17 protein-coding genes and 1 pseudogene are annotated in these 24,631 nt (G+C 72.3%); 14 read left to right on the top strand and 4 right to left on the bottom strand.

The annotated features are described in order from the left end of the window. Nucleotides 1-15 precede the first annotated feature (15 nt). From A6F73_RS36245 to A6F73_RS36280, 9 genes and pseudogenes are all read left to right on the top strand, one after another. Nucleotides 16-990, top strand: a complete 975-nt coding sequence (locus A6F73_RS36245; protein ID WP_244293862.1) for a SigB/SigF/SigG family RNA polymerase sigma factor — start codon at nt 16-18, stop codon at nt 988-990. Between the two features lie 121 nt (nt 991-1,111). After that, a pseudogene (locus tag A6F73_RS41085) lies at nt 1,112-1,252 on the top strand (mandelate racemase); the annotation flags it as partial. A gap of 37 nt (nt 1,253-1,289) precedes the next feature. Beyond that, entirely contained in the window at nt 1,290-1,667 is a 378-nt protein-coding gene (locus A6F73_RS36250) for an STAS domain-containing protein (RefSeq protein WP_063352564.1), read from the top strand. Between the two features lie 169 nt (nt 1,668-1,836). Continuing rightward, the gene (locus A6F73_RS36255; protein ID WP_063352565.1) at nt 1,837-2,301 is read left to right on the top strand and encodes a HAMP domain-containing protein; all 465 of its coding nucleotides are present in this window, start codon (nt 1,837-1,839) and stop codon (nt 2,299-2,301) included. Continuing rightward, on the top strand, nt 2,298-4,604 hold the full coding sequence (locus A6F73_RS36260) for a SpoIIE family protein phosphatase (RefSeq protein ID WP_063352566.1): 2,307 nt from the start codon (nt 2,298-2,300) through the stop codon (nt 4,602-4,604). Before A6F73_RS36255 ends, A6F73_RS36260 begins: the two co-directional genes overlap by 4 nt. A 135-nt stretch (nt 4,605-4,739) precedes the next feature. Then, nucleotides 4,740-5,105 carry a hypothetical protein gene (locus A6F73_RS42680; protein WP_063352567.1) on the top strand — a complete coding sequence of 122 codons (366 nt, stop codon included), beginning with the start codon at nt 4,740-4,742 and terminating at the stop codon, nt 5,103-5,105. Between the two features lie 144 nt (nt 5,106-5,249). Next, entirely contained in the window at nt 5,250-5,675 is a 426-nt protein-coding gene (locus tag A6F73_RS36270) for an ATP-binding protein (protein WP_063352568.1), read from the top strand. A 361-nt stretch (nt 5,676-6,036) separates the two neighbouring features. Continuing rightward, on the top strand, nt 6,037-6,846 hold the full coding sequence (locus A6F73_RS36275; RefSeq protein ID WP_079136563.1) for a YhjD/YihY/BrkB family envelope integrity protein: 810 nt from the start codon (nt 6,037-6,039) through the stop codon (nt 6,844-6,846). A gap of 121 nt (nt 6,847-6,967) precedes the next feature. Then, nucleotides 6,968-7,426, top strand: a complete 459-nt coding sequence (locus A6F73_RS36280; RefSeq protein ID WP_063352569.1) for an SRPBCC family protein — start codon at nt 6,968-6,970, stop codon at nt 7,424-7,426. Nucleotides 7,427-7,567: 141 nt separating this feature from the next. On the opposite strand, the gene A6F73_RS36285 is transcribed toward A6F73_RS36280, so the two are convergent. Beyond that, nucleotides 7,568-9,724, bottom strand: a complete 2,157-nt coding sequence (locus tag A6F73_RS36285) for a catalase (RefSeq protein ID WP_063352570.1) — start codon at nt 9,722-9,724, stop codon at nt 7,568-7,570. 393 nt (nt 9,725-10,117) lie between these two features. On the opposite strand from A6F73_RS36285, the gene A6F73_RS36290 reads away from it, so the two are divergent. Next, a complete protein-coding gene (locus A6F73_RS36290; RefSeq protein ID WP_079136635.1) occupies nt 10,118-10,447 on the top strand; it encodes a helix-turn-helix domain-containing protein in 330 nt (109 codons plus the stop codon). A 144-nt stretch (nt 10,448-10,591) separates the two neighbouring features. Continuing rightward, entirely contained in the window at nt 10,592-11,065 is a 474-nt protein-coding gene (locus tag A6F73_RS36295; protein ID WP_063352572.1) for an STAS domain-containing protein, read from the top strand. 42 nt (nt 11,066-11,107) lie between these two features. Here the strand turns inward: A6F73_RS36295 and A6F73_RS36300 are convergent, their stop codons facing one another. The 3 genes from A6F73_RS36300 to A6F73_RS44270 all read right to left on the bottom strand — a co-directional run bounded on the left by A6F73_RS36300 (nt 11,108) and on the right by A6F73_RS44270 (nt 21,383). Beyond that, entirely contained in the window at nt 11,108-11,986 is an 879-nt protein-coding gene (locus A6F73_RS36300; RefSeq protein ID WP_079136565.1) for a thioredoxin domain-containing protein, read from the bottom strand. Between the two features lie 237 nt (nt 11,987-12,223). Then, complete coding sequence (locus A6F73_RS36305) at nt 12,224-13,156, bottom strand: thioredoxin domain-containing protein (protein WP_063352574.1); 933 nt, start codon at nt 13,154-13,156, stop codon at nt 12,224-12,226. Between the two features lie 220 nt (nt 13,157-13,376). Next, nucleotides 13,377-21,383: a hypothetical protein gene (locus A6F73_RS44270; protein WP_063352575.1), complete on the bottom strand. Its 8,007-nt coding sequence runs from the start codon at nt 21,381-21,383 to the stop codon at nt 13,377-13,379. Nucleotides 21,384-22,495: 1,112 nt separating this feature from the next. Here A6F73_RS44270 and A6F73_RS36315 point away from each other — a divergent pair. From A6F73_RS36315 to A6F73_RS44280, 3 genes are all read left to right on the top strand, one after another. Then, nucleotides 22,496-23,197 (top strand): helix-turn-helix domain-containing protein, encoded by a 702-nt coding sequence (locus A6F73_RS36315; protein WP_107453161.1) that lies wholly within the window; start codon nt 22,496-22,498, stop codon nt 23,195-23,197. Between the two features lie 102 nt (nt 23,198-23,299). Further along, nucleotides 23,300-23,992 carry an SDR family NAD(P)-dependent oxidoreductase gene (locus A6F73_RS36320; RefSeq protein ID WP_063352576.1) on the top strand — a complete coding sequence of 231 codons (693 nt, stop codon included), beginning with the start codon at nt 23,300-23,302 and terminating at the stop codon, nt 23,990-23,992. Between the two features lie 32 nt (nt 23,993-24,024). Continuing rightward, nucleotides 24,025-24,606: an SDR family NAD(P)-dependent oxidoreductase gene (locus A6F73_RS44280; RefSeq protein WP_279634976.1), complete on the top strand. Its 582-nt coding sequence runs from the start codon at nt 24,025-24,027 to the stop codon at nt 24,604-24,606. The last annotated feature ends 25 nt before the right edge of the window (nt 24,607-24,631 follow it).

The raw sequence follows: 24,631 nt of genomic DNA on the forward strand, positions 1-24,631 counted from the left end.
GCCACCGTGTCCACCATGCTGGAAACCGGTCGCCCCACCGACCGGACGGCCGCCCCGACGTCCGGCCTGCCGCCCGACGTGCCACCCCGCCCGACGGACGCGCAACTGCGTGCGATGGGCAAGTACGAGGCACGCGAGCTCAGCGACGCGCTGTTCGAGCGCCTGGCCGCACTCGCCCGCGAAACGCACGCGTACAGCTACGTGCGCGGCACGATCATCGAACTCAACATGCCGCTGGTGCGCTTCATCGCCGCCCGCTTCCGCCACCGCGCCGAGGACATGGACGACATCCTCCAGGTCGGCACGATCGGCCTGATCAAGGCCGTCGACGGCTACGACCCGCAGCGCGGCGTCGAGTTCGTCACCTACGCCATCCCCACCATCGCCGGCGAGATCAAGCGCTTCTTCCGCGACACCTCCTGGCCGGTCCGGGTCCCGCGCGGCATGCAGGAGCTGTACCTGACCGTGGCCCGCGGATCCGACCGGCTGGAGCAGGAACTCGGCCGCCTCCCGCACCCCGACGAGATCGCCGAGGACCTCCACATCACCGTCGAGGAGGCCACCGAGGGCCTGGTCGCCGGCCGCGTCTACCGGCCCGACTCGCTGGACGCGCCGCGCGAGCAGGACCTCGACGAGAGCGGCGGCGCCATGCTCGACCGCCTGGGGGCCTGCGACCCCGGCATCGAACTCGCGGACTTCCGCACCGCTGTGCGCCCCCTGCTCGCCCGCCTGTCGTGCCGCGATCAGACGGTGCTCAAACTGCGCTTCTGGGACGGCTGGACCCAGTCCCAGATCGCCGAGCGCATCGGCGTCTCCCAGATGCACGTCTCCCGCCTGCTCACCGCCACCCTCACCAGCCTGCGCGAGCAGTTGGAGGACCGCGACGCCCCCGGCTGGGCGGACGAACCCGCAGGTCCGGCCGAACCCGAGGGAGCGGACGACTGTGGAGCGGACGACGAGGGAGCCGCTGAACCCGAGGCGCCGCGCTGATTTCCCTCCCTCCCGGGCGTTTCCGGCCCCCCGCAGCGGATAGCCGCGCTGCGGGGGGCCGCCCTGGGCGAAGCGTGATGAAGCGTGATGAAGGAGGAAGACCGTGTCCCCGAAGGTTTCCGACCACGTCCGGATCGAGCGGCTGCCCTTCGACGGCACCCCCGACCCGGCGGGCGGCACCGTCACCCCCGGCGCGGACGGCGCCCCCGGCCACGGGCTGCGCCCCGCACCCGCCCGAGCGGATGCGTACCGTACGGCGTGAACCGCCCGACCGGCCGGTAACGGAAGGAGCCGACACCATGACCCGCCGACCACCGACCGGCCGTGCCCCGGCGCCGGGTGCCCCGGGGCCGGGCGGGTTCACCGCACGGGCCCGGCCGTGGGCCGGCGGCACCGTCCTCGCGCTGGACGGCGAACTCGACCTCGACTCGGTCGGCGCCCTGCACACGGCCCTCGACGCGGCCCTGGCCGCGCCGCTGACCGTCATCGTGCTCGACTGCGCGGGCCTGGAGTTCTGCGACTCCACGGGGCTCAACGCGATGCTCCGGGCCCACGCCCGCGCGGTTGTCGAGGGCAGCCGGCTCGAACTGGCCCGCCCCCGCCCGTTGGTCCTGCGGATGCTCGAACTGACCGGGGCCGTCGAGGTCTTCGTGCTGCGGGACGCGCCACCGGAGTGAACGCGCGGCCCGCCGCCCCGGGCCCCGGCCCGTCGGACCGACACCTGTCCTGCCTGTCGCCCTTCGCCCTCCGGTGGCACAGTGGGAGCAGGGCGGCGGCCCGCCGCCCCGGGGTCGGGGCGCCCGGTCGGGCACCCCGGGCGTGCGGCGGACCCGGGCGGTGGAACGGATGGACGAGCGGCCGGCACCCGGCGCCGATCCGGCCGAGCAGGCCCTGCGGCACCTGCGCGCCGGGCTGACCGCCGTGCGCGACGGGGACTTCGCCACCCGGCTCGCGCCCGAGCGGCCCGGCGTGCTCGGGGAGATCGCGACGGTCTTCAACACCATGGCCGACCAGCTGTCCGCGTTCGCCGGCGAGGTGACCAGGGCCGCCCGGGAGGTCGGCACCGTCGGCAACCTGCGCGGCCAGACCACCGTCAAGGGCATCTCCGGAGTGTGGAAGGACCTCTCCGACAACGTCAACGTGATGGCCTCCAACCTGACCGGTCAGGTCCGCTCGATGTCCGAGGTGGCGACGGCCAGCGCCTCCGGCCGCCCGGTCGGGGACGCACCGCCGCAGCGCCTGCGTCCGGGCGAACCCGTCGACACCCGACACCTGCTCGGCCGGATGCGGCACTGGCTGGACACGCCATGACCGCCGGGCATGAGCCCTCGGACACCACGGCCCGGGCCCTCGCCGAAACCGTGCGCCGGCTCCAGAGCACCGCCGCCCGGGTGCGAGCCGACGCTCGCGCCCGCGCCGCCGTCGACCTGGCCACCGGGATCCTGGCCGAACGCCTCGGCCTGCTCCCCGCCGAAGCCGCCGCCCGACTCGCCAGGCTCGCCCGGGAGGCCGCCGTGCCCGTGGCGGCCCTGGCCGCCGACATCGCCGGGGTGTCGGGCCAGGCACGCGGCCAGCCACCCGGGCCGCTCGCGGGCACAGCCGACCCCGTGACGCCCGCGCTGGCCGCCGTCGCCGATCTGCAAGGCGCCGCCGAAGCCGTCCTGGAGCAGACGGCGGACGCGCTCGGCGCGCACGCCGTCGCGCTGTGGCTGCGGCTGCCGGGCGGTGTGCTCGCCCTCGCTGCGCACGCCGGGTTGCCCGCCGCCGAGGCCGACGCCTGGAGCCGGGTGCCACCCGGCGTCCCCACCCCGGCCCAGCGCGTCGTGGTCGGCGGCGCGGAGCTGTGGCCCGGCGATCTGGAGACCGCAGGCCCGTCGGTGGGGGTCGGCTCGGCCCGGGCCGTCCTCCCGCTGATCGACGCAGGCCGCCGCCGGGGCGCGCTGGAGGTCCTGTGGCCCGCACCCGGCCCCGCCCCCGCACCCGGCCCCGTGCTCGGCGGGCCCCAACGCCGTCGGCTCCACGCCCTCGCCGACCTCTGCGCGACCCTCCTGGTCGAAGCCGGCGCCGCCCCCGCCCCGGCCCCCACCCCCGTCCCCGTCCCGCCCGGCGACGACACCGCCCTCCTGGAGGGCCTGCCCACCCCGGCCCTGCTGCTGGAGCCGGTCGTCCGCCGAGGAGAGGTCGCCGACTTCACGCTCCTGCGGACCAACGCGCACTTCCGCGATCCACTGGGCCGCCCCCGGGACACGCTGGAGGGCACCTCGCTCCTGGAGGTCTACCCGGCCGCGTGCGCCGGCGGCCTCTTCGAACGGCTGATCCGGGTGCACGAGACCGGAGTCCCGTTGCCCGGCGAGCAGGTCCGGCTGGTCTTCCAGCAGGGCGGACTCGTGCTTCCCGCCACCGTCCTGCTCGCGGCGGCCCCCGTCGGCGGCCGCGTGCTGGTCGGCTGGCAGACGGAGACCGCGCGGGCCGGTGAGGCCGAGCAGAGCGCCCTGCTGCGCCAGGCCCAGCGGTTGGCCCGGGTGGCCGGGTTCGAGGAGTGCCCGGCCGACGGCCGGATCCGCTGGAGCGACGGCCTGCACGAGATCTACGGGCTGCCGCCCGACACCGACCCGGTCCCGCTGGCCCAGCTCGCCCGGCACGCCCACCCCGACGACGAGCCCGCGATCCGGCGCCTGCTGGACACCGTCCAGCGCCGGCACCGGACCGCCTCCGCCGTCGTCCGCCTGGCCCACCAGGACGGCACCCACCGGTACACCCGGGTGATCGCCGAGCCCCTCCTCGACGACCACGGCCGGCTCACCGGGGTGCGCGGTGCCTTCCACGACGTGTCCGCCCAGCACCGTACGGAGGTCGCGCTCGGGGCGACCCGGGCGCGCCTGGCCGACAGCGAGCAGGAGACCGCCGACAGCGAGCGACTGGCGCTGCGGCTCCAGCAGGCCCTCCTGCCCGCCGCTCCGCCCCCGCTCGGCCCGGCCGGCCTGCGGGCCGCCGTCCGCTACCGCCCCGCCGCCCAGCACGACCGGGTCGGCGGCGACTGGTACGACGTGCTGCTGCTGCCCGACAAGCGGGTGCTGCTCACCGTCGGGGACGTCGCCGGGCACGGCGTCGGCGCGGCCACCGGCATGGTCGCCCTGCGGCACGTGCTGCGCGGCCTCGCCGTCACCGGGGCCGGCCCGGCCCGGATGCTGGAGTGGGCCAACACCGTCGCCCTGCGCGAACCCGGCCAGATCACCGCGACGGCCGTCTGCGTGCTCATCGACCCGGCCGTCGGCGAACTGCGCTGGGCGCGGGCCGGGCACCTGCCCCCGATCCTGGTCGGAGCGGACGGCGCCCAGGTGCTGCCGCTGCCGCACGGCGTGCTCCTCGGCGCCCTGGACGACGCCCGGTACGAGGAGCACACCGCCCACCTGCCGCCGGGCGACGTCCTGGTCCTCTACACCGACGGCCTGGTCGAACGCCGGGACCGTCCGGTCGAGGAGTCCGTCGACCAGCTGATCCGCGCCGCCGGAGCCCCCGGCCCCGACCTGGAGCGCTACCTCGACCGGCTGCTGGAGCTCAGCCCCGCCGACACCGACGACGACACCTGCCTGATCGCCGTCCAGAGCCGGTAGCCCCCTGCCCGGTAGCCCCCTCGCCTTGAGCGGGAGCGGGAGCGGGCCCGCGAAGCGCGGCGTTAGGCGCGGGCCCGCCCGGGTAGGCGCGGCCCTGCGGGGGCGACCGGAACCGGACGACGGAGAGGACTCCCCATGTTGCTGCTAGGACTCCTGCTGATGGCGGCGGCCGGTGCCTTCGCCGGACTGCTGATCGCGGACAACCTCTCCGGCGGGCCCGACTACCAGGCGACGGTGCTGGGCATCCGCCTGCCGGCGCTCGACAGTCTGGGCATCTTCCTCGCCGGGCTGGCCCTCGCCCTGCTCTTCTGCCTGGGCCTGGCCCTGATGGTGCTGACGGCCCGGCGGTCCCGGCGAACCCGACGCCCCGTCCGGCCGGCCGCGCACCGGGCGGCCCACCAGCGGTCCCAGCCGGTGGTGCGGCCGGACCCGCCCGAGCGACCCCTCCCGCCCGACGGGGGCGAGCAGCCCGCGCCGCCCGAGGAACGCCCCGCCCAGTAGGGCGGCCAGGACGTCGGCCTGCCGGTCGAGCCCCCGCGCGGCGGCCGGATCCGCCACCTGTTCGGCCACTGAGGCGCGACGCCCCCGGAGCCGATCCCACGACGACCACGGGCCCCTCACCGGGCCGGGGAAGGACGCGACCGCATGACCGGACCACGGCCTTCCGCCGGACGCCCGCTCCCCACGAGGCCGTGGGCGCAGCGGCTGCCGCTCCGGGCCCACCCCGGGGCGGCCGCCGACGCCCGGGCCTTCACCACCGAGTTCCTGGCCGACGTCGGCGACCCGCTGCTGGTCGCCGACGCCGTCCTGCTGGTCTCCGAACTCGTCGGCAACGCCCTGCGCCACGGCGGCGAGCCCGGGACGCTGCTCCTGGTCCGCGCCACCGGCCGGCTGCGGATCGAGGTCAGCGACGCCAGCCCGCGCCCGCCGCTGCCCCGGCCCCCGCACCCCCCGGACGAACCGGGAGGCCTCGGCCTGTTCCTGCTGAGCCGGCTCACCCTGCGCTGGGGCTGGCACCCGTCGGGGCCGGGCAAGACGGTGTGGTGTGATCTACGGCTGCCCGCGAGCTGACGGCCTGTCGGCGGCCTGCCGGGCGGGTGTTCTGCGTCCGGGAGGAGCGGTGTCCGTGCGCGGCCACCCGGCGCCACCGGGCGCCGGTCGCGACGCCGGAGCGCCGGACGCGCCCCGCGCGGTGGCATCCTGACGGGGCAGGTCCGTCCGTGGGCGTCGAGCACAGCGAGGATCCAGTGGCCGTGAACCGACCGTCGCCGTCCCCGTCCCCGTCCCCGCCGTCCCCGTCCCCGTCCCCGCCGTCCCCGTCCCCGTCCCCGCCGTCCCCGTCCCCGTCCCCGCCGTCCCCGTCCCCGTCCCCGCCGTCCCCGTCCCCGTCCCCGCCGTCGCCGTCGCCGCGCGGCGTCCCGGGTTGAGCGGCATGCGCCGCCGCAGCCGGTTGACGGAGATCGCCCGCAGCTGGTGGCAGGTCCTGCGGGCGGCCGTCGTCGGCGTTTGGGAACACGGCCGCACCATCGAACTGCTCCAGCGCTCGATGGCCTTCGCGGCGCTCTTCTTCGTGACCCTCGTGCCGCTGCTGATCGTCATCGCGGCGGCCTTCCCCTCGCGCGGCAGCGGGATCTCCGAGTGGATCACCGACGGCCTCGGCCTGAGCGGGCCGGGCGCCGACGCCGTCCACCGGCTCTTCGCCTCCCGGGGCCAGGTGCTCAGCACCACCACGGGCTTCGGCCTGGCCGCGCTGGCGGTCTTCGGGGTCTCGTTGATGGCGTCCGTCCAGGGCGTCTACGAGCGCGTGTGGGAGCTCGACCGCGGCCCGTGGCACGCGGTCTGGCGCCAGACCCTGGGCCTGGCCGGGCTGATCGGGTACATCGTGCTGGCCGCCTCCAGCGGCATGCCCTGGCACCACTCGGCTGTCCAGCCCTCCTTCCGCATCGCCGTCACGACCGTCGGCGGCCTCCTGTTGTTCTGGTGGCTCCAGCACCTGCTGCTCGCCGGACGCGTCCCGCCGAGGCAGCTGCTGCCCGGAGCCGTCGCGACCATGGTGGCGCTGGCGGGTCTGCGGCTCTTCTCCCGGCTGGTCTTCGCGCCGCTGCTGGTGTCCAACGCGGTCTCCTACGGGACGGTCGGGACGGTGCTGATCGTCCAGTCCTGGCTGATCGGCGTCGGCTACACCGTCTACGGCGGCGCGCTGGCCGGGCGCGCCGTGGTCCAGGCCCGCCGCACGCCGTAGCGCCGGCGCCAGGCCGGGTGGCCGGTGCTGCGGCGCGCGGGTGGGTTAGGGCGCGGCGCAGCGGGCAGGCGCGCGGGCGGCCGGGAAAAGCTCGGCCACCGCACACGTGAGGAGGCCCCAGATGAGCATGGTGAAGGAGACGGTCGACGTCGACGTGCCGCTGCACGCCGCGTACAACCAGTGGACCCAGTTCGAGGAGTTCCCGCGCTTCATGGAGGGCGTCGACGCGGTGACCCAGCTGGACGAGCGCCACAACCACTGGCGGACCAGCATCGGCGGCGTCACCCGCGAGTTCGACACCGAGATCATCGACCAGCTGCCCGACGAGCGGATCGCCTGGCGCACGACGGACGGCGACGTGCGGCAGAAGGGCGTCGTCACCTTCCAGGAACTGGACGACCGGCACACCCGGATCAACCTGGCCATCAACTTCCAGCCGGAGGGGATGGCCGAGAAGACCGGCGACATGCTGGGCATGGTCGACCGCAGGGTCAAGGGGGACCTCCGGCGCTTCAAGGACTTCATCGAGGACCAGGGCCGGGAGGAGGGTGGCTGGCGCGGCCGGATCACCCCCGGCTGAGCCCCGTCACCGTCCACGTCCCCTGACCGCACCCCCCTGACCGCACCTCCCCTGGCGGCGGCCCCGGCTCGAACGGTCGGGGCCGCCGTGTGCCCGTGCCCCGCCGGCGGGCACGGGCACGGACGTGGCGCCGCTGCGGGGTCAGCGGTCCGGGAAGCGGTGCCGCTCGACCAGCCGGGCGAAGCCCTCCCACAGGGCCGGATCCGCCGGATCCGCCGGCTCCTTCGGGTCGTGGAGCGCGACGCCGGCCAGGCTCCCGGGCGCGTCGTAACCGCCAGCCCGGGCCAGGTCGACGCCGGAGCCGAGCAGCGCCGCCGGCTTGCCGTGGCGCAGCGCCTCGGCGAGGAAGCGGACGGCGTCCGGATCGGCGGCCAGCGCGGGCCCGGCGCCGTCCGGAACCACCACCGCGTCGTACAGCGCCGAGGCGGTGGTGGGCAGCGGGCGGTCCACCGGCAGAGGGTCACCACCACGGGCGGCCACGTGACCGCCGTGCGCGGCCAGCGTCTCCACGACGGCGCCCTGCGCGCCCAGCCGCTCGTGCGCGGCCCGCACCTGGCCGCCGTCGACCCCGGGCGCGGCCAGCACGGCGACCTTGCGGGTACGGATGCCGCTGCCGCGCAGGTTCTCCAGGCTGAGCGCCGGGGAGACCCGGGGGCCCGCCGACTCGTCGCCGTCCCGCGCTGCCGCCCGGTCTCCGGGTGACGGCTGCGGTTCGGGCACGCCGATGCGCCGGGCGACCTCCGCCGCCAGGTCGGGGTCCACGCGCACCAGGTTGCCGACCATCCGGCGCCGCACCTCCTCGTCGCCCACCTTGCCGAGCTCGAACGCGAACGCGGCGATGATGTGCCGCTGCTCCCAGCCCGCCATGCTGCGCCAGAACAGCGCGGCCTGGCTGTAGTGGTCGGCGAAGCTGGGGCTGCGCCGCCGGATCGCCCTGCCGTTGACCCGTTGCTGGTAGTGCTGGAACACCCCCTCCGGCAGGTGGCCGCCGCCCATGGTGAACGGGCAGCCGCCGCCCACCGAGTTCGGTGCGTAACTCGTCCCCGGGTGGATGGCCTGCTGGCCGTAGCCGTCGCGGTGGTTGGTCCGCACGTCGGCCAGCGGGCGGTTGACGGGCAGCTGGCCGAAGTTGGGGCCGCCCAGGCGGATCAGCTGGGTGTCCAGGTAGGAGAAGTTGCGGCCCTGGAGCAGCGGGTCGTTGGTGAAGTCGATCCCGGGCACCACGTTGGCGGTGTGGAAGGCCACCTGCTCGGTCTCGGCGAAGAAGTTCTGCGGGTTGCGGTCGAGGACCATCCGCCCCACCGGACGCACCGGCACCAGTTCCTCCGGGATCAGCTTCGTCGGGTCCAGCAGATCGAAGGGGAAGGCGAACTCGTCCTTCGCCGTGACCAGTTGGACACCGAGTTCCCATTCGGGGAAGTCCCCCGCCGCGATCGCCTCCCACAGGTCCCGGCGGTGGAAGTCCGGATCCCGCCCGGCGGTGACCTGGGCCTCGTCCCACACCTGGGAGCAGACGCCGAGCCGCGGCCGCCAGTGGAACTTGACGAACGTGCCGCGCCCGTCCCGGTTCACCAGGCGGAAGGTGTGCACACCGAAGCCCTGCATCATCCGGTAGCTGCGCGGGATCGCCCGGTCGGACATCACCCACATCAGCATGTGGGTGGACTCGGGCTGGAGCGAGCAGAAGTCCCAGAAGGTGTCGTGCGCGGAGGCGCCGGTGGGGATCTCGTTCTGCGGTTCGGGCTTCACCGCGTGGACGAAGTCCGGGAACTTGACGGCGTCCTGGATGAAGAACACCGGCATGTTGTTGCCCACCAGGTCGTAATTCCCGTGCCGGGTGTAGAACTTGGTGGCGAAGCCGCGGACGTCCCGTACGGTGTCGGCGGAGCCGCGCGGGCCCTGCACGGTCGAGAAACGTACGAACACCGGGGTGCGGCGCCCGGCCTCCTGGAGGAAGTCGGCGCAGGTGAACCCGGCGAGCGACTCGTACGGTTCGAAGAAGCCGTAGGCGCCGGCGCCGCGGGCGTGCACCACGCGTTCGGGGATGCGCTCGTGGTCGAAGTGGGTGAGCTTCTCGCGGAGGTGGAAGTCCTCCAGCAGGGTGGGGCCGCGGTCGCCGATGATGAGCGAGTTGTCGGTGTCGTCGACGCGCACACCCTGGTCGGTGGTGAGCGGGCCGTCCGGGTCCGGGGCGCGGAAGGCGTCGAGTGCGGCGTCCTTGGCGTCGGTGGTGTCCTTGGCGTCGGGTCCGAGGTCGGCGGGCGGCTCGGGCTGGGGGGTTTCGGGGTTGATGGGCATGTCGCGGTCTCCGTCCTGGGAACGGCGCGGGGCGGCCGGGCCGTCGGCCCCCGGCTCGTGTCGGCGGGGCGGCTGCCCGATGGGCGGCCCGGCAAACCGCGCGCGAGCGGCCGTCGGCGCCGCAGCAGGAGGTCAGCGGTGTTCGGCAGGGGCGCGCGGTGTTTGAGCGCGGTGTGTGAGTGCGGTGTTTGGCACAGGGGCAGCGGGGGACACGCCGGAGTCGGGAGGGGAAGCCTCTGAGTGAGGAGACGAGCAATGTCGAACGATGCCATCGTCCTGTTGCGGGAGGACCACCGGGAGGACCACAAGGGGGAGATCGGCGAGCGGATGCAGGCCGTGCGCGAGACCGCGCCGCGACCACGAAAAGCGGGAAGGAGCACGCGAATTCCTCTCATGTCTCAGCCAACGCGACCGCCCTATCCTGAGGGCGTGGAAGAACAGTCGGCCATCGGGCGCCAGTGGACGTTCCTGACCAATCACGCGCGCGTCCTGGTGCAGATCGCCCGGGACCCGGGCATCAGGGTGCGTGACATCGCGACCAGCTGCCTGCTGACCGAGCGAGCGGTCCAGCGGATCATCGCCGACCTCGAAGCGGCGGGCTATCTCAGCCACCACCGGGTCGGGCGCTCGAACGTCTACCGCGTCATCGACGGCAAGCAACTGCGCCACCCCGCCGACAGCGGCCCGACGCTGGCGGAGCTACTGGCCGTCCTGCTGCGCTGACCACGCCGCCGATGGCACGCATGGCCGAACCCGATTGCACGCATTGCCATTGACGAATTTCCGTTCACGTATTGGTTGACGTGAGAAGGGATTCGGCAGACGCTGGAGATGTCGTCCCATGGCTCACAGGCAGGAGAAGAGACCATGCGCGGTAAGCCGCCCGTGGCGCGTCCCGCTGCCCCGACCCCGACTCCTCCACCCCCCGCGCCGCCCCCGCCGCCCCCGGCCGACGGGAGCCTGCCCGCGGACCTGCACGTCGCCAAGGGCCTGCTGGTCCGGCTCGCCGTCGAAGGGGACCGGGTCCGTGCGACAGTCCGCGGCGAGATCGATCTCGACGTCGTCGGCGGCCTGGACGAGACCCTCGGACGCGCGCTGCGGGCCAGCGGCACCGGGCTCGACGTCGACCTGTCCGCCGTCCCCTTCTGCGACAGCTCCGGCCTCAACCTCCTGCTGGGCCTGCGCAGCACCGCGCACCGCACCGGCCGCACCCTCGCGATCACCGCGGCCAGCACCCAGGTCGAGCGCCTGCTCGCGATCACCGAGACGACCGGCCTCTTCACCCCCGCCGCCACCGAACGCCCCGCCGACCCCCCGCACACCGAGAACGCAGACCCATAGCCACACGCCGACTCCCCCCTGGCGCGGGCCTGCCGGTACGGATCAGGGCGATGGGGCCGAACTCGGCGTCGAACGCGGACGGGCCGCATGCTCGGGCGGCTGCGCAGGCGAAGAGGGGAGTGACGCCGAGGGCGACGGTGAGGGCCCGCCGGCCTCGGCGACGGCTTCGAGCAACGCGCCCTCGAACGCCTCCTTCGAGGCCATGGCCCCACCGGCACGCCCGTCGAGCTGCTTGCCGTTGAGCAGCATGGCCGGCGTCCCCCGGAATTTGTGGTCGCGGAACTCCTCCGTGACAGTGCGCACCCAAGCCTCGTGCGTTCCCTTGTTGACGCATTGCTCAAAAGCCGGTGTCCGCAGTCCGGGGACATTTTCGGCGAGCCGAAGGAGTTCCGCACGGTCGGCGAACCTGTCGTTCTTCTCCTCGGGTTGGTTGGAGAAGAGGACGGCATGGTAATGGGCGAATTTGGCCAGGTCCTGCGCGCACGCGACGGCGTTGGCCGCTCGCAGCGAACCCTTCCCGCCAAGGCCGGCGTCAATGGCCGCGAGGGGGTGGTACTGCAGGCGCAGCCGTCCGGACTGCACGTACTTCTGCAGTACCTCGCCGAGGCGCGCCTCGGCCGCCTGGCAGGCGGGGCAGCGGAAGTCCTCGTAGACCTCCAGGGTGGCCGGAGCCTTCTCCGCCCCCACCTCGATGGCCTTGCCTCCGGCCACCGTTCCGAGGGGCGCCAGGGCGGGCCGGTCGTCCTGGGACCGGTACGTCTGCACGACGACCCCTGTGATCACCGCAGAGGTCACGACGGCGGGCACGAGGCCGAATGCCATGAAACGGCGTCGACGCTTCGCGAGAATTTCCCGTGCCGCGCGTTCCGCGCGCCTGCGCTCATGTGCAATCAGCTTTCCATTTCGATTTGCCCGGCTCATGTTCCCCTCGTTCGCTGGTTGGTTTCTGAACGTTGAACCCGAATTATTCGTTGCGGGTTCTGCCCACGGAGGGGACGGAATACCTCTCCGCCCTTCCGCGGCTACCGGAAGAATTACTCCGGGCCGCCGTTTCGCAGTGGCCCTCAGCCGCCAGGTCGGTCCTGACCGGGAGTGACGCGCGGCGCTGAACCGGGCGGGGGTGTTCCGTCGCGTGACAACGGCCGAGGCGACTGGTCGTCAGTCGTCGGAATCGTGTGATGACTCCCTGGCGTCGGAAGCCGCCGCCGTACGCCCGGACGCTTCGGCCGTCCTCGCCCTGCTGGGCGAGGCGGACGCCGAGGCGGAGGGGGCCGCGTGCGCCGAGCCCGAGGCGGTGGCGGCCGGGCCCGTCGAGGCGGGCGGGTGCGACGGGGTGCTCACCGGCGGGTGGAAGCCGGGGTCCTTCAGCGCGAGGTCCTCGACCGTCTTCCACAGCTTGGTGGCAGCTCCGTCACCGTCGATTTCGATCCGGTCGCCGTTGAGCACGGCCACCGGTGCGTCCGTGTGGAACTGTTTCGCGAACGTGCCGCTCTCGCGGCTCACCCAGCCCGCGTGCGTGCCGTCGTCGACGCACCGGTCGAATGCCGCGGACCGCAGCTCGCTCACCCGGTCGGCGAGCGAGCGCAGGCCCTGCTTCGCGTCCGGGTCCTGCTTGCCGGCCGCGACGAGCACCTCGCGGAAGGCGGCGAACTTTCCCGCGTCCTGGGCACACGCCGCCGCGTTGGCGGCCTGGGCCGAGGTCTTGCGGCCGTCGGTCGTCACCGGGTGGTATTGGATGACCAGGCGATTCTCGGCGACCAGCTGGCGGAGTGTCGGGTCGAACCGCTCGGCGAACTTCCGGCAGGCGGCGCAGTCGTAGTCCTCGTAGACCACCAGCGTGGCGGGTGCCTGCTGGTAGCCGACCGGGATCGAGTCCCCGCTGGACCCGGACGGGGGTTCGGCGTGGTCGGGTCCGAACCCCGAACGGAACAGGAATCCGCCGCCGACGACCACGGCCGCCACGGTGACGGCCAGCAGGACGCGCTTGCGGGTCCGGTGCGCCGACCCGGTCCGGACGGATTGCCGCCGATCGGACGGCGCGGGGGAGTCATCTGTCGGATTCGGGGCATCCTCGTCGTCCCAGAAGGTCATGGGATTCGTTCCAATCGGTTCGACACTCGACGGCCGGATGTCGAGTGATTGCCTTGTTCCCCCCCCGTTTATAGACATGAGCAGAGCGATGAGCTGCTCACCGTACCGATCGTCAATCAGCAATTATGCGAACGCAGCAACGCCACGACAGGGCGGTGGCCCGGGAACGGGTGTTCCCGGGCCACCGGTCGGGGCCGATCAGACCCCGGTCAGGCTGCGATCACTCGCTCCTCACTCCCTTCCGGTTCCGCCGAACCCTGACGACCACGACCAGCAGGGCGCCGAGGCCCGCCAGGAGCGCGCTCGTGAGGGTGAAGGGCACCACAGCGGCGCCGGTGTGCGGCAGGACCCCGCCGTTCGGGCCGGAGACGTTGCCGCCACCCGGCTGCGGGTAGCCGGCCGGCTCCGGTCCGTGGCCGACCTCCATCCCGTCGCCGTGACCGCCGTGGCCGTGGCCGTCACCCGGCTCGGGCTTGTGCTCGTTGCACTTGTCCCTGTCGCAGGGCGGGGCGCAGCGTGCGATCGCGGAGGACGGGGGAGTGGTGATCGGCGGGGTACCCGGCGCGGCGTTCGGCGGCAGGAAGGAGGCCGTCACGGTGTTGGTCGTGTCCTCCGTGATGACGCTGGAGCAGAAGAACATCTTCGCCTGCCCGGAGGCCAGACTGAACGTCCCCGCAGCGACGACGCAGGAGGCCTCCTGCTGGTCGTTCAGTGTGATGCCGCTGATGTCGACTGTGCCGGTGTTGGTGACGGTGATCCGCCAGTACGCCTTGCACTTGTCGCGGTCACAGTCCTCCTTGCCGTCGTTCTTGTGGAGAGTCGTCTCCTTGCCCCACGGACCGGACCCGCCCTCGGCGCAGTTGCCGGGGACGTCGGACTGGCAGACCTCCTTGTTGATGGTCAGCGAGGGAACGTTCGCCGTGGCCTCGGAGGGCGGGGTGGTGATGGGCGTCCCACCGGGACCGGGGAACGTGGCCGCGACGGTGTTCGTCGTCGACTCCGTCAGGTGGGAGCTGGAGCAGAAGATCTGCTTGTTCGCTCCTGCTGCGAGGTTGAAGGTGCCGGCGGCTGTGGCGCATGCCGGGGTGACGGCGTCGGTCAGGGTGATGCCGTTGATGTCGACGCCGTCGGTGTTGGTGACGGTGATGCGCCAGTAGGCGGTGCCGCCCGGTGTGACGGTGGTGATGCCGGCCCAGGGGCCGTTGCCGCCGGGCCCGCAGTCGGCGGCGGTTGCCGAGGTGCAGACCTCCTTGACGATGGCCAGCGACGGAACGTTGGCGGTCGCTTCCGACGGCGGTGTGGTGATGGGGGTGCCGCCGGGGCCGGGGAAGGTCGCCGTGACGACGTTGGTGGTCGAGGTGGTGACGTTGGGGAGGTTGCAGAAGATCTGCTTGTTCGCTCCCGGCGTCAGGTTGAAGGTGCCGGCCGCCGTAACGCAACCCGGGGTGACGGTGTCGGTCAAGGTGATGCCGTTGATGTCGACGCCGTCGGTGTTGGTGACGGTGATGCGCCAGTAGGCGGTGCCGCCGGGGGCGACGGTGGTGATGCCGGCCCAGGGGCCGTTACCACCGGGCCCGCAGTCGGCGGCGGTTGTCGAGGTGCACACCTCCTTGACGATCGCGAGGGAGGGAACGTTGGCTGTTGCTTCCGACGGCGGTGTGGTGATGGGGGTCCCGCCAGGGCCGGGGAAGGTGGCCGTCACGACGTTGGTGGTGGACTGGGTGACGTTGGGGAGGTTGCAGAAGATCTGCTTGTTCGCTCCCGGCGCCAGGTTGAAGGTGCCGGCGGCTGTGGCGCATGCCGGGGTGACGGCGTCGTTGAGCGTGATGTCGTTGATGTCGACGCCGTCGGTGTTGGTGACGGTGATGCGCCAGTAGGCGGTGCCGCCCGGTGTGACGGTGGTGATGCCGGCCCAGGGGCCGTTGCCGCCGGGCCCGCAGTCGGCGGCGGTTGCCGAGGTGCAGACCTCCTTGACGATGGCCAGCGACGGAACGTTGGCGGTCGCTTCCGACGGCGGTGTGGTGATGGGGGTGCCGCCGGGGCCGGGGAAGGTCGCCGTGACGACGTTGGTGGTCGAGGTGGTGACGTTGGGGAGGTTGCAGAAGATCTGCTTGTTCGCTCCCGGCGTCAGGTTGAAGGTGCCGGCGGCTGTGGCGCATGCCGGGGTGACGGTGTCGGTCAGGGTGATGCCGTTGATGTCGACGCCGTCGGTGTTGGTGACGGTGATGCGCCAGTAGGCGGTGCCGCCGGGGGCGACGGTGGTGATGCCGGCCCAGGGGCCGTTACCACCGGGCCCGCAGTCGGCGGCGGTTGTCGAGGTGCACACCTCCTTGACGATCGCGAGGGAGGGAACGTTGGCTGTTGCTTCCGACGGCGGTGTGGTGATGGGGGTCCCGCCAGGGCCGGGGAAGGTGGCCGTCACGACGTTGGTGGTGGACTGGGTGACGTTGGGGAGGTTGCAGAAGATCTGCTTGTTCGCTCCCGGCGCCAGGTTGAAGGTGCCGGCGGCTGTGGCGCATGCCGGGGTGACGGCGTCGTTGAGCGTGATGTCGTTGATGTCGACGCCGTCGGTGTTGGTGACGGTGATGCGCCAGTAGGCGGTGCCGCCGGGCGGGAGGGTGGTGACGCCGGCCCAGGGGCCGCTACCGCCGGATCCGCAGTCGGCGGCGGTTGCCGAGGTGCAGACCTCCTTGACGATCGCGAGGGAGGGAACGTTGGCTGTTGCTTCCGACGGCGGTGTGGTGATCGGAGGTGTGCCGCCCGGCCCCGGGAAGGTGGCCGTCACCACGTTGGTGGTCGAGGTGGTGACGTTGGGGAGGTTGCAGAAGATCTGCTTGCTGGTTCCTGCCGTCAGGTTGAAGGTGCCGGCCGCCGTAACGCAACCCGGGGTGACGGTGTCGGTCAAGGTGATGCCGTTGATGTCGACGCCGTCGGTGTTGGTGACGGTGATGCGCCAGTAGGCGGTGCCGCCGGGGGCGACGGTGGTGATGCTGGCCCAGGGGCCGTTGCCGCCGGATCCGCAGTCGGCGGCGGTTGTCGAGGTGCAGACCTCCTTGTTGATGGTCAGCGAGGGAACGTTGGCCGTGGCCTCGGAGGGCGGTGTGGTGATCGGAGGTGTGCCGCCGGGGCCGGGGAAGGTCGCGGTGACGACGTTGGTGGTGGACTGGGTGACGTTGGGGAGGTTGCAGTAGATCTGTTTGTCTGCTCCCGGCGTCAGGTTGAAGGTGCCGGCGGCTGTGGCGCATGCCGGGGTGACGGTGTCGGTCAGGGTGATGCCGTTGATGTCGACGCCGTCGGTGTTGGTGACGGTGATGCGCCAGTAGGCGGTGCCGCCGGGCGGGAGGGTGGTGATGCCGGCCCAGGGGCCGTTGCCGCCGGGCCCACAGTTCGCGGCTGTGGTGGAGGCACAGACCTCCTTGACGATCGTCAGGGAAGGAACGTCAACTGCTGCCTCGGAGGGCGGCGTGGTGATGGGGGTCCCGCCGGGGCCGGGGAAGGTGGCCGTCACTACGTTTGTGGTCGAGGTGGTGACGTTGGGGAGGTTGCAGAAGATCTGTTTGTCTGCTCCCGGCGCCAGGTTGAACGTGCCGGCCGCCGTCACGCAGCCCGCGGTGACGGGGTCGGCCAGGGTGATGCCGTTGACCGGGACCGCACCGGTGTTGGTGACGGTGATCCGCCAGTACGCGGTGCCGCCGGGGGCGACGGTGGTGATGCTGGCCCAGGGGCCGCTACCGCCGGATCCGCAGTCGGCGGCGGTTGCCGAGGTGCAGACCTCCTTGACGATCGCCAGCGACGGAACGTCAGCCGTTGCTTCCGACGGTGGTGTGGTGATGGGATGGCCACCGGGGCCGGGGAAGGTGGCTGTCACCACGTTGGTGGTCGAGGTGGTGACGTTGGCGAGGTCGCAGAAGACCTGCTTGTTCGCCCCCGTCGCCAGGTTGAACGTTCCGGCGGCCGTCACGCACGCCGGGGTCACGGCATCGGTCAGGGTGATGCCCGCGATGGGGACCGTCCCGGTGTTGGTGACGGTGATCCGCCAGTACGCGGTGGCACCGGACGGGATGATGGTCGTTTTGGCCCAGGGGCCGCTACCGCCGCTGGCGCAGTCGGCCGCAGTGGTCGAGGTGCAGACCTCTTTGAGGATCGTCAGTGACGGAGCGTCGACGGTGGCCTCGGCGGGCGGGGTGGTGATGGGGGTGCCGCCGGGTCCGGGGAAGGTCGCGGTGACGACGTTGGCGGTGGCCTGGGTGACGTTGGGGAGGTTGCAGAAGATCTGCTTGTTCGCTCCTGCCGCCAGGTTGAAGGTGCCGGCGGCCGTGGCGCACGCCGGGGTGACGGGGTCGGTCAGGGTGATGCCGGTGATGTCGCTGGGGCCGTCGTTGGTGACGGTGATCCGCCAGTACGCGGTGCCACCGGACGGAACCGTGGTGACGCCGGCCCAGGGGCCGCTACCGCCGGGCCCGCAGTCGGCGGCGACTGCCGAGGTGCACACTTCCTTGACGATCGCCAGCGAGGGAACGTTGGCGGTTGCTTCGGAGGGCGGTGTGGTGATCGGAGGTGTGCCGCCGGGTCCGGGGAAGGTGGCCGTGACGACGTTGGTAGTGGGCTTCGTGACGTTGGGGAGGTTGCAGAAGATCTGCTTGTTCGCTCCCGCCGCCAGATCGAACGTGCCGGCGGCTGTGGCGCATGCCGGGGTGACGGCGTCGTTGAGCGTGATGCCGGAGATTTTCACCGCACCGGTGTTGGTGACGGTGATCCGCCAGTAGGCGGTACCGCCGGGGGCGACGGTGGTGACGCTGGCCCAGGGGCCGTTGCCGCCAGGCCCGCAGTCACCCGCGGTTGCCGAGGTGCAGACCTCCTTGACGATCGCCAGCGACGGAACGTCGACTGTGGCCTCGGCGGGCGGGGTGGTGATGGGGGTGCCGCCGGGGCCGGGGAAGCTCGCCGTGACGACGTTCGTCGTCGAGGTGGTGATGCCGGGGAGGTTGCAGAAGACCTGGGTGCTCGCCCCTGCCGGGAGGTTGAACATGCCGGCGACCGTGGCGCACGCCGGGGTGACGGCATCCGTCAGGGTGATGCCGGAGATGTCGACGCCGTCGGTGTTGGTGACGGTGATCCGCCAGTACGCGGTGGCGCCGGGCGGAACGGTGGTGACGCCGGCCCAGGGGCCGTTACCACCCTCGATGCAGTTGGCGACCGTTGCCGAGGTGCAGACCTCCTTGACGATGGCCAGCGACGGCACGTTGGCGGTCGCTTCGGACGGCGGTGTGGTGATGGGGGTGCCGCCGGGTCCGGGGAAGGTCGCCGTGACGACGTTGGTGGTGGGCTTGGTGACGTTGGGGAGGTTGCAGAAGACCTGTCTGTTGGCTCCCGCCGCCAGGTTGAACGTTCCTGCCGCTGTGGCGCACGCGGGGGTCACGGCATCCGTCAGGGTGATGCCGTTGATGTCGACGCCGTCGGTGTTGGTGACGGTGATGCGCCAGTAGGCGGTGCCGCCGGGCGGGAGGGTGGTGATGCCGGCCCAGGGGCCGTTGCCGCCGGGCCCGCAGTCACCCGCGGTTGCCGAGGTGCAGACCTCCTTGACGATGGCCAGCGACGGCACGTTGGCGGTCGCTTCCGACGGCGGTGTGGTGATGGGGGTGCCGCCGGGCCCCGGGAAGGTCGCCGTGACGACGTTCGTCGTCGGGGCGGTGACGTCGGGGAGGTTGCAGAAGACCTGTCTGTTGGCCCCCGCCGCCAGGTTGAACGTTCCTGCCGCTGTGGCGCACGCGGGGGTGACGGCATCCGTCAGGGTGATGCCCGTGACGGGGACCGTCCCGGGGTTGGTGACGGTGATGCGCCAGTAGGCCGTACCGCCCGGTGCGACCGTGGTGAGACTCGCCCAGGGGCCGCTGCCGCCGGGCCCGCAGTCACCCGGGTTCACCGAGGTGCAGACCTCCTTGAGCACGGTCAGCTCAGGCTTGCAGGACGGCCCGGGAGTCACCTGGAGGGTGACGGTGTTGGACGTGACCGGGGCCATGCCGTTGGTGGTCGCTGTGGCCTGGTCGCTCACCGAGGTGACGGTGCAGTCCTCGCTGACCTTGGTCTGGTAGCAGACCTGCGGCGGGTCGCCGACGAACGTCACCTGCATCTTCGGCTGGTTGTCCGGAGTGAACGACGCCCCGCTGATCAGGGTGAGGTTGGCGACGACCTGGATCGGTGAGGCGCTGATCGGGACGGACGAGATGTCGGCTTTCATGGTGGTGGTGTCGAAGGGGAACGTGCCCAGGGCCGCGCCGTTCGAGTCCTTCACGGTCACCGACGACTGCGCGAAGTTGACCGTCGTGGGATCGATGTCGACGAGGCTCACCGTGCCGTACGACGTCACGTGCCCCGTCTTGCCGTCGCAGTAGTACGCGCTGGGGTCGAGGCTGCCCTGCGCCTTGGTCTTGAGGCACGGGGAGGCGCCGGTGGTCGGGTCCATCGAGAACAGGAACCCGACGTCGCCGAGGCTGTACTTGCACTGGCCGTCGTAGGCGAACCCGTAGGGGCTGGTGTAGCCGCCGTCGACGTTGGGCGGGCCGTTGACGACGCCCGCGTTGCCGAACGAGCCGCACGGCGACTGAGTGGTCCAGTCGTAGCAGTACTCGGTGCTGTTCAGGGTCGGCGTGTTGCCCAGGTAGATCCAGTACGGGAACTCGGTGTCCAGGTGCCCGTTGGGGGCGGTGATGGTCAGCGGGATCTGGAAGTTGCTCTCGCCCGAGGCCACGTTGGTGCTGACCAGCGTCTGTAGGCCCGGTGCCGCGGCGATCGGGTTTCCGACGAAGTCGAAGCAGACCACGGTGCCCACCGGCGGGTTGGTCTCCGCGAGCACGCCGCCGACCACCGAGCAGACGCCGATGGCGGTGCCTGCGGAGTCGTACGTGGCGAAGACGTTGTCCGCGCGAGCGGCGCCGCCGGCCGTCGGAGTGACCAGGACCTTGGGCGTGGTCCAGCCGGTGCAGGCCGCGTTCGTCGTCGGGTCGAAGCAGGACATCACCGTGGGATTGGGCACCGGTTCGTTGTCGCTGACGTAGATCTTGCCGTTGATGACCGTCATCGTGCCCGAGTAGTCCCCGGTGAAGCCGCCCTGGCCCTCGTTGGGGGGCAGGCCGATGGAGAAGGTCCCGCAGGACGCGTTGGCGGTGGGGTCGTAGCAGAGGATCTCACCGGTGCCGGACACGGCGTAGATCAGACCGTTCGGCGCTTCCACCACACCGCCGACGACACTGCCGGAGCCGGTTTGCAGAGGCACGAAGCCGCAGCTCTTCTGCGCCTGGAGGTCGATGCAGCCGACGCCGATCTCGGCGAAGGTCACCCGGCTGACGGCCGCGTAGTACAGCTTGGACCCGGACTGTACGTAGGTGGGCGTGCGGGTGCTGCCGAGGTCCCCACTCGTCCCGCCGACGGCCGCGGAGTTGAGCGGCTGGGGCCAGGACGCCGGTGTGCCGTCCGGCAGGGGGCAGGGACCGTTCGTCAGCAGGTCCGTGCAGACCACGGCAGCCTGGCTGGACGCGCCGTGGTGGTAGATGTTCCACACCTCGGGCGTGGGCATGCCGTTGATGGTGGCGGTATAGAGGATCGGCGTGAAGCCGTCGCCGCCGGTGGCGGTGTTGATGGGGGTGAACGGCGGCGGGATCTGCACCACCTGACCGGTCGCCGGGGACGCGAACACCGGGTTGGTCGCCCGGATCGCGTTGGTGGCCGCCCCCTGGTCCGTCGACGTGAACGAGGTGCCGGCGTTGGTGGACCACTGCCTGCTGAAGCCCGGAGGCACCTTCAGCGAGTTCGGCACGTAGGACTGGGTCTGCGGGGTGCTGCCCGGGCCGCCCTGGATCACGTCGGTGATCACGGTGTTGGCGGGGGCGCCGTCCGGGTTGGTGGCCGAGACCACCCACTGGACGGTGTCGCCCTGGGTGGTGGTGCTGCTGCTGCCGGTCGCCAGGTCGGTCCCGGTCTTCTCCAACGTCACCGGCTGCTGCCGGCCCGCCGGCTTCCCGGTGGAGGGGGCACGCGGGGTGGCCGGGGCGGCGTGTGCCGGCAGTGTGAGCGAGGTGACGGTCGCGGCGACCGCCACCAGCACGGCGAGCGCGGCGCGGAAGGCCCGCAGCGCCTCGGCGGCGGAGCCTTCGCGTGGTGGCAGGAGCGCGACGGCGGTCCTGCGGGCCAGTCGCCCGATGCTCGCGACGATGCCGAGCAGTCCGGCCACTGCCGCGCGTGCCTCGGGTCCGTACGGGGACCGGGCGCGCAGCGCCCCGCCCTGCCGTCGTACGCCGGATGGGGTTGCACGGCGGCGGTCCCGGGCCGTGCGTGTGGTCGCACAGCGCCTCATGACGATTCCTTTCGATCCTGCGCCGGGGCCGCGTCGGCGCCCGGAGAAGCGGAACGGGGGTTGCGGATGGTGTGGCGGCGCGTTGAGGGAGCAACAGAAGGGGGCCGGCCGAGTTGCCGGTACACGGGTCTGGGAGATGCGGTGGAGTCGGACCTACGGTCCGTCCGGTGGCGCCCGCCCGCGCCGGGGGCGCCGCACCGTCCGGACCGGTCCGGGGGAGAGCCGGCGGAGCGTCAGCCGCGATCGGAGGCGGCCTCGGTCGGGCAGCACCGTTCGGTACGCCGGGTCGTGCGCATCGTCGGACGCATCGTCGGGCGGATCAGTGGCCGCGTCTGTTGCCGGTGTCTGGTGAATCGGTGCTCCCAGGGCCTGTCGGACGAACGGCCGGCGTCGGCGAGTACTGGACGCACGGGGCCGCCGCGCAGCAGGGAAGGACAAGCCGGGCTGTTCGGCAGTCAGTTTTTCTTAAAAAAATGTGATAAACGAGGCAATGCGGACAAATTGGCGAAGGTTCACCCGGCTGGCCACACCGCAGACCGCCGCCCGTGGCACATCCGGTTCCCGGGACTCGACGCCCGGCCCGGCCCGACCTCGGCCCGGCCGCTCCGGCGGCAGGGGTGGAGGGGCGGAGCTGCGATCAGACCGCGGGCACACCAAAGTGCCGCGCTGCGCCCCGCCGTGCCGCCCGCGCGGCCTGCCGGTTCTGTTCGGCGTCGACGAGCACCGTCCGGCAGATCGAGAGCCGTCCGCTGGTGCAGGCTGGGAGGACACGTTCTTCCAGGGAAAAACATGTCCTCCCAGCTCGCGCGGCGCCCTGGCACAGTGGCCGGTGTGAGCACGAACAATGACAAGCGCCGGGAGTTCGCCACGTTCCTGCGTGCCCGGCGCGCCGAGGTCTCGCCCCGACAGGTCGGACTTCCCGCGTACGAACGGTCCCGCAAGGTGGCCGGGCTGCGCCGGGAGGAGGTGGCCGGGCGGGCCGGGAGGAGGTGGCCGGGCGGGCCGGGATCAGCGTGGACTACTACACCCGCCTCGAACAGGGCCGGCTGCCCGCACCGTCCGGCAGTGTCCTGGACGCGCTGGCCCGCGCCCTGCTGCTGGACGACGACCAGCGTGACTACCTGCGCCAGCTGGCCGACCTGGCCCCAGCCCGCCGACAGCGGCGTTCACGGCACCAGGTCGTGCCCGCCGCGGTGCTGGCCGTACTGGCCGATCTGCGGACCACGCCCGCCGTGGTCCTGGGCCGGTTCACGGACATCCTGGCCTGGAACGACCTCGCGGCCGAGCTGCTGCTCGACTTCGCCGCGGTCCCCGAGGAGCACCGCAACTACCTGTGGCTGACGTTCCTCGACCCGCGGACGCGCGAGCGCCTGCCGGACTGGGACCTGTCGGCGGGCGAGTGCGTCGCCTACCTGCGGATGGACGCCGGCCGCTACCCCAGCGACCCCAGGCTCGCCGAACTGGTCGCCGAGCTGAGCGCCGAGGACTCCGACTTCCAGCACTGGTGGACCACCTACCGGGTCTCCGGCAGGAGCTTCGGGAGCAAGCGGATCCTGCACCCGGTCGTCGGCGAGGTCCGGCTGGACTGGCAGGTCCTCACCGTCGCCCAGGAACGCGACCAGTTCCTCGCGGTCATGCCCGCCGCCGACGAGGAGAGCAGACAACGGCTCACAGCCCTGAGCACACCGTAGGAACGCGCACGGCGCGACCGTGCGCTTCCCACCCACCCGGAAAGGAGGTGAAGGCGCGAGGAGCCCCGGATCACGAGGGGCCCGACGCCTTCACAGCACGCCATGACGACCACACTCATCACCGGAGCCACCCGCGGGATCGGCCTGGAGGCCGCCCGCCAACTGGCCGGGGCCGGACACACCGTCTACCTCGGGGCACGCGACCTGGGGCGCGGCCGGGAGACGGCCGAGCGGATCGGTGCCCGCGCGGTACAGCTCGACGTCACCAGTGAGGAGTCTGTCCAGGCCGCCGCGCGGCTGATCCGCGAGGAGGCCGGCGGGCTCGACGTCCTGGTCAACAACGCCGGCATCTCGGGCAGGTGGAACCCGCCTGCGGAGATCACCGCCGCCGACCTGGAGAGCGTCTACGCCACCAACGTCTTCGGCCTCGTCCGCGTCACCCACGCCTTCCTGCCGCTGCTGGAGGCCGCCGGCCACCCCGTCATCGTGAACGTCAGCAGCAGCGGCGGCTCCCTCGCCCGCTGCGGCGACCCCGCCAGCCTTGAGGCGACCTTCCCGATGGTGGCCTACTGCTCGTCCAAGAGCGCGGTCAACATGATCACCGTCCAGTACGCCAACGCCTTCCCGACCATGCGGATCAACGCCGTCCACCCGGGGTCCGCCGCCACCGACTTCAACCCCCGCGGCGCCGTGTCGGCCGAGCAGTGCGCCAAGATCATCGTCCGGATGGCCACCATCGCCCCCGACGGCCCCACCGGAGGGTTCTTCGAGGAGGAGGGCCCCGTCCCGTGGTGACCGTCGTGACCGCGGGGTCACACGGCTGACCGGTGGGGTCTCGCCCCGGCCACGGCGAGCCCTCGCCGCCATCCTGCGCTGGTACCTCCCCTGCATCCTCCTCACCGCCGCCGCAGTCCTCCCCGCCGGACCGCTGCTCCCCGCCGGACCGCTGCTCCCCGCGTGGGCCACGATCGCGGTCACGGCGACGGTCCTCGCAGGAGCGCGGCCGGGGCGCGATCATCAACGTGGCCGGCATGATCGCCTTCAGCGGTCCCGCCCCGCACTCCCAGCTGCCCCGCCGCGCCGTCTACGCCGGCGCCCTGGCCCACGTGGTCGCGATGAGCCAGACGCTGTCGGCCGAGCTCGAAGGCACCGGTGTCCAGGTCGAGGTCGTCTGTCCGGGGGTGGTGGCCACCGAGTTCCACGAGCGCCAGGGCCTCGATCTGAGCGCCGTACCCAGGATGAGTGCCGAGGACGTCGTCACCGCGGCCCTGCGCGGCCTGCAACTCGGCGAAGTCGTCTGCGCGCCCAGTGTCGAGGACGCGAGCCTCCTCGACGCCGTCTTCCGGGCCGAGCTGGCGGCGTTCGGTGCGCAGAGCCCCGAACTCGCCACCCGCTACCGGGCCGGCTGACCCGTACCCGCCCCTCGGTGGCCGG

This window comes from Streptomyces sp. MJM8645 (assembly GCF_001625365.1).
GTDB lineage: Bacteria > Actinomycetota > Actinomycetes > Streptomycetales > Streptomycetaceae > Kitasatospora.

Bases quoted from the DNA above. Each gene is read 5' to 3' on its own strand.
- A6F73_RS36245 (WP_244293862.1), top strand. From the start codon at position 16: ATGCTGGAAACCGGTCGCCCCACCGACCGGACGGCCGCCCCGACGTCC.
- A6F73_RS36250 (WP_063352564.1), top strand. From the start codon at position 1,290: ATGACCCGCCGACCACCGACCGGCCGTGCCCCGGCGCCGGGTGCCCCG.
- A6F73_RS36255 (WP_063352565.1), top strand. From the start codon at position 1,837: ATGGACGAGCGGCCGGCACCCGGCGCCGATCCGGCCGAGCAGGCCCTG.
- A6F73_RS36260 (WP_063352566.1), top strand. From the start codon at position 2,298: ATGACCGCCGGGCATGAGCCCTCGGACACCACGGCCCGGGCCCTCGCC.
- A6F73_RS42680 (WP_063352567.1), top strand. From the start codon at position 4,740: ATGTTGCTGCTAGGACTCCTGCTGATGGCGGCGGCCGGTGCCTTCGCC.
- A6F73_RS36270 (WP_063352568.1), top strand. From the start codon at position 5,250: ATGACCGGACCACGGCCTTCCGCCGGACGCCCGCTCCCCACGAGGCCG.
- A6F73_RS36275 (WP_079136563.1), top strand. From the start codon at position 6,037: ATGCGCCGCCGCAGCCGGTTGACGGAGATCGCCCGCAGCTGGTGGCAG.
- A6F73_RS36280 (WP_063352569.1), top strand. From the start codon at position 6,968: ATGAGCATGGTGAAGGAGACGGTCGACGTCGACGTGCCGCTGCACGCC.
- A6F73_RS36285 (WP_063352570.1), bottom strand. From the start codon at position 9,724: ATGCCCATCAACCCCGAAACCCCCCAGCCCGAGCCGCCCGCCGACCTC.
- A6F73_RS36290 (WP_079136635.1), top strand. From the start codon at position 10,118: ATGTCTCAGCCAACGCGACCGCCCTATCCTGAGGGCGTGGAAGAACAG.
- A6F73_RS36295 (WP_063352572.1), top strand. From the start codon at position 10,592: ATGCGCGGTAAGCCGCCCGTGGCGCGTCCCGCTGCCCCGACCCCGACT.
- A6F73_RS36300 (WP_079136565.1), bottom strand. From the start codon at position 11,986: ATGAGCCGGGCAAATCGAAATGGAAAGCTGATTGCACATGAGCGCAGG.
- A6F73_RS36305 (WP_063352574.1), bottom strand. From the start codon at position 13,156: ATGACCTTCTGGGACGACGAGGATGCCCCGAATCCGACAGATGACTCC.
- A6F73_RS36320 (WP_063352576.1), top strand. From the start codon at position 23,300: ATGACGACCACACTCATCACCGGAGCCACCCGCGGGATCGGCCTGGAG.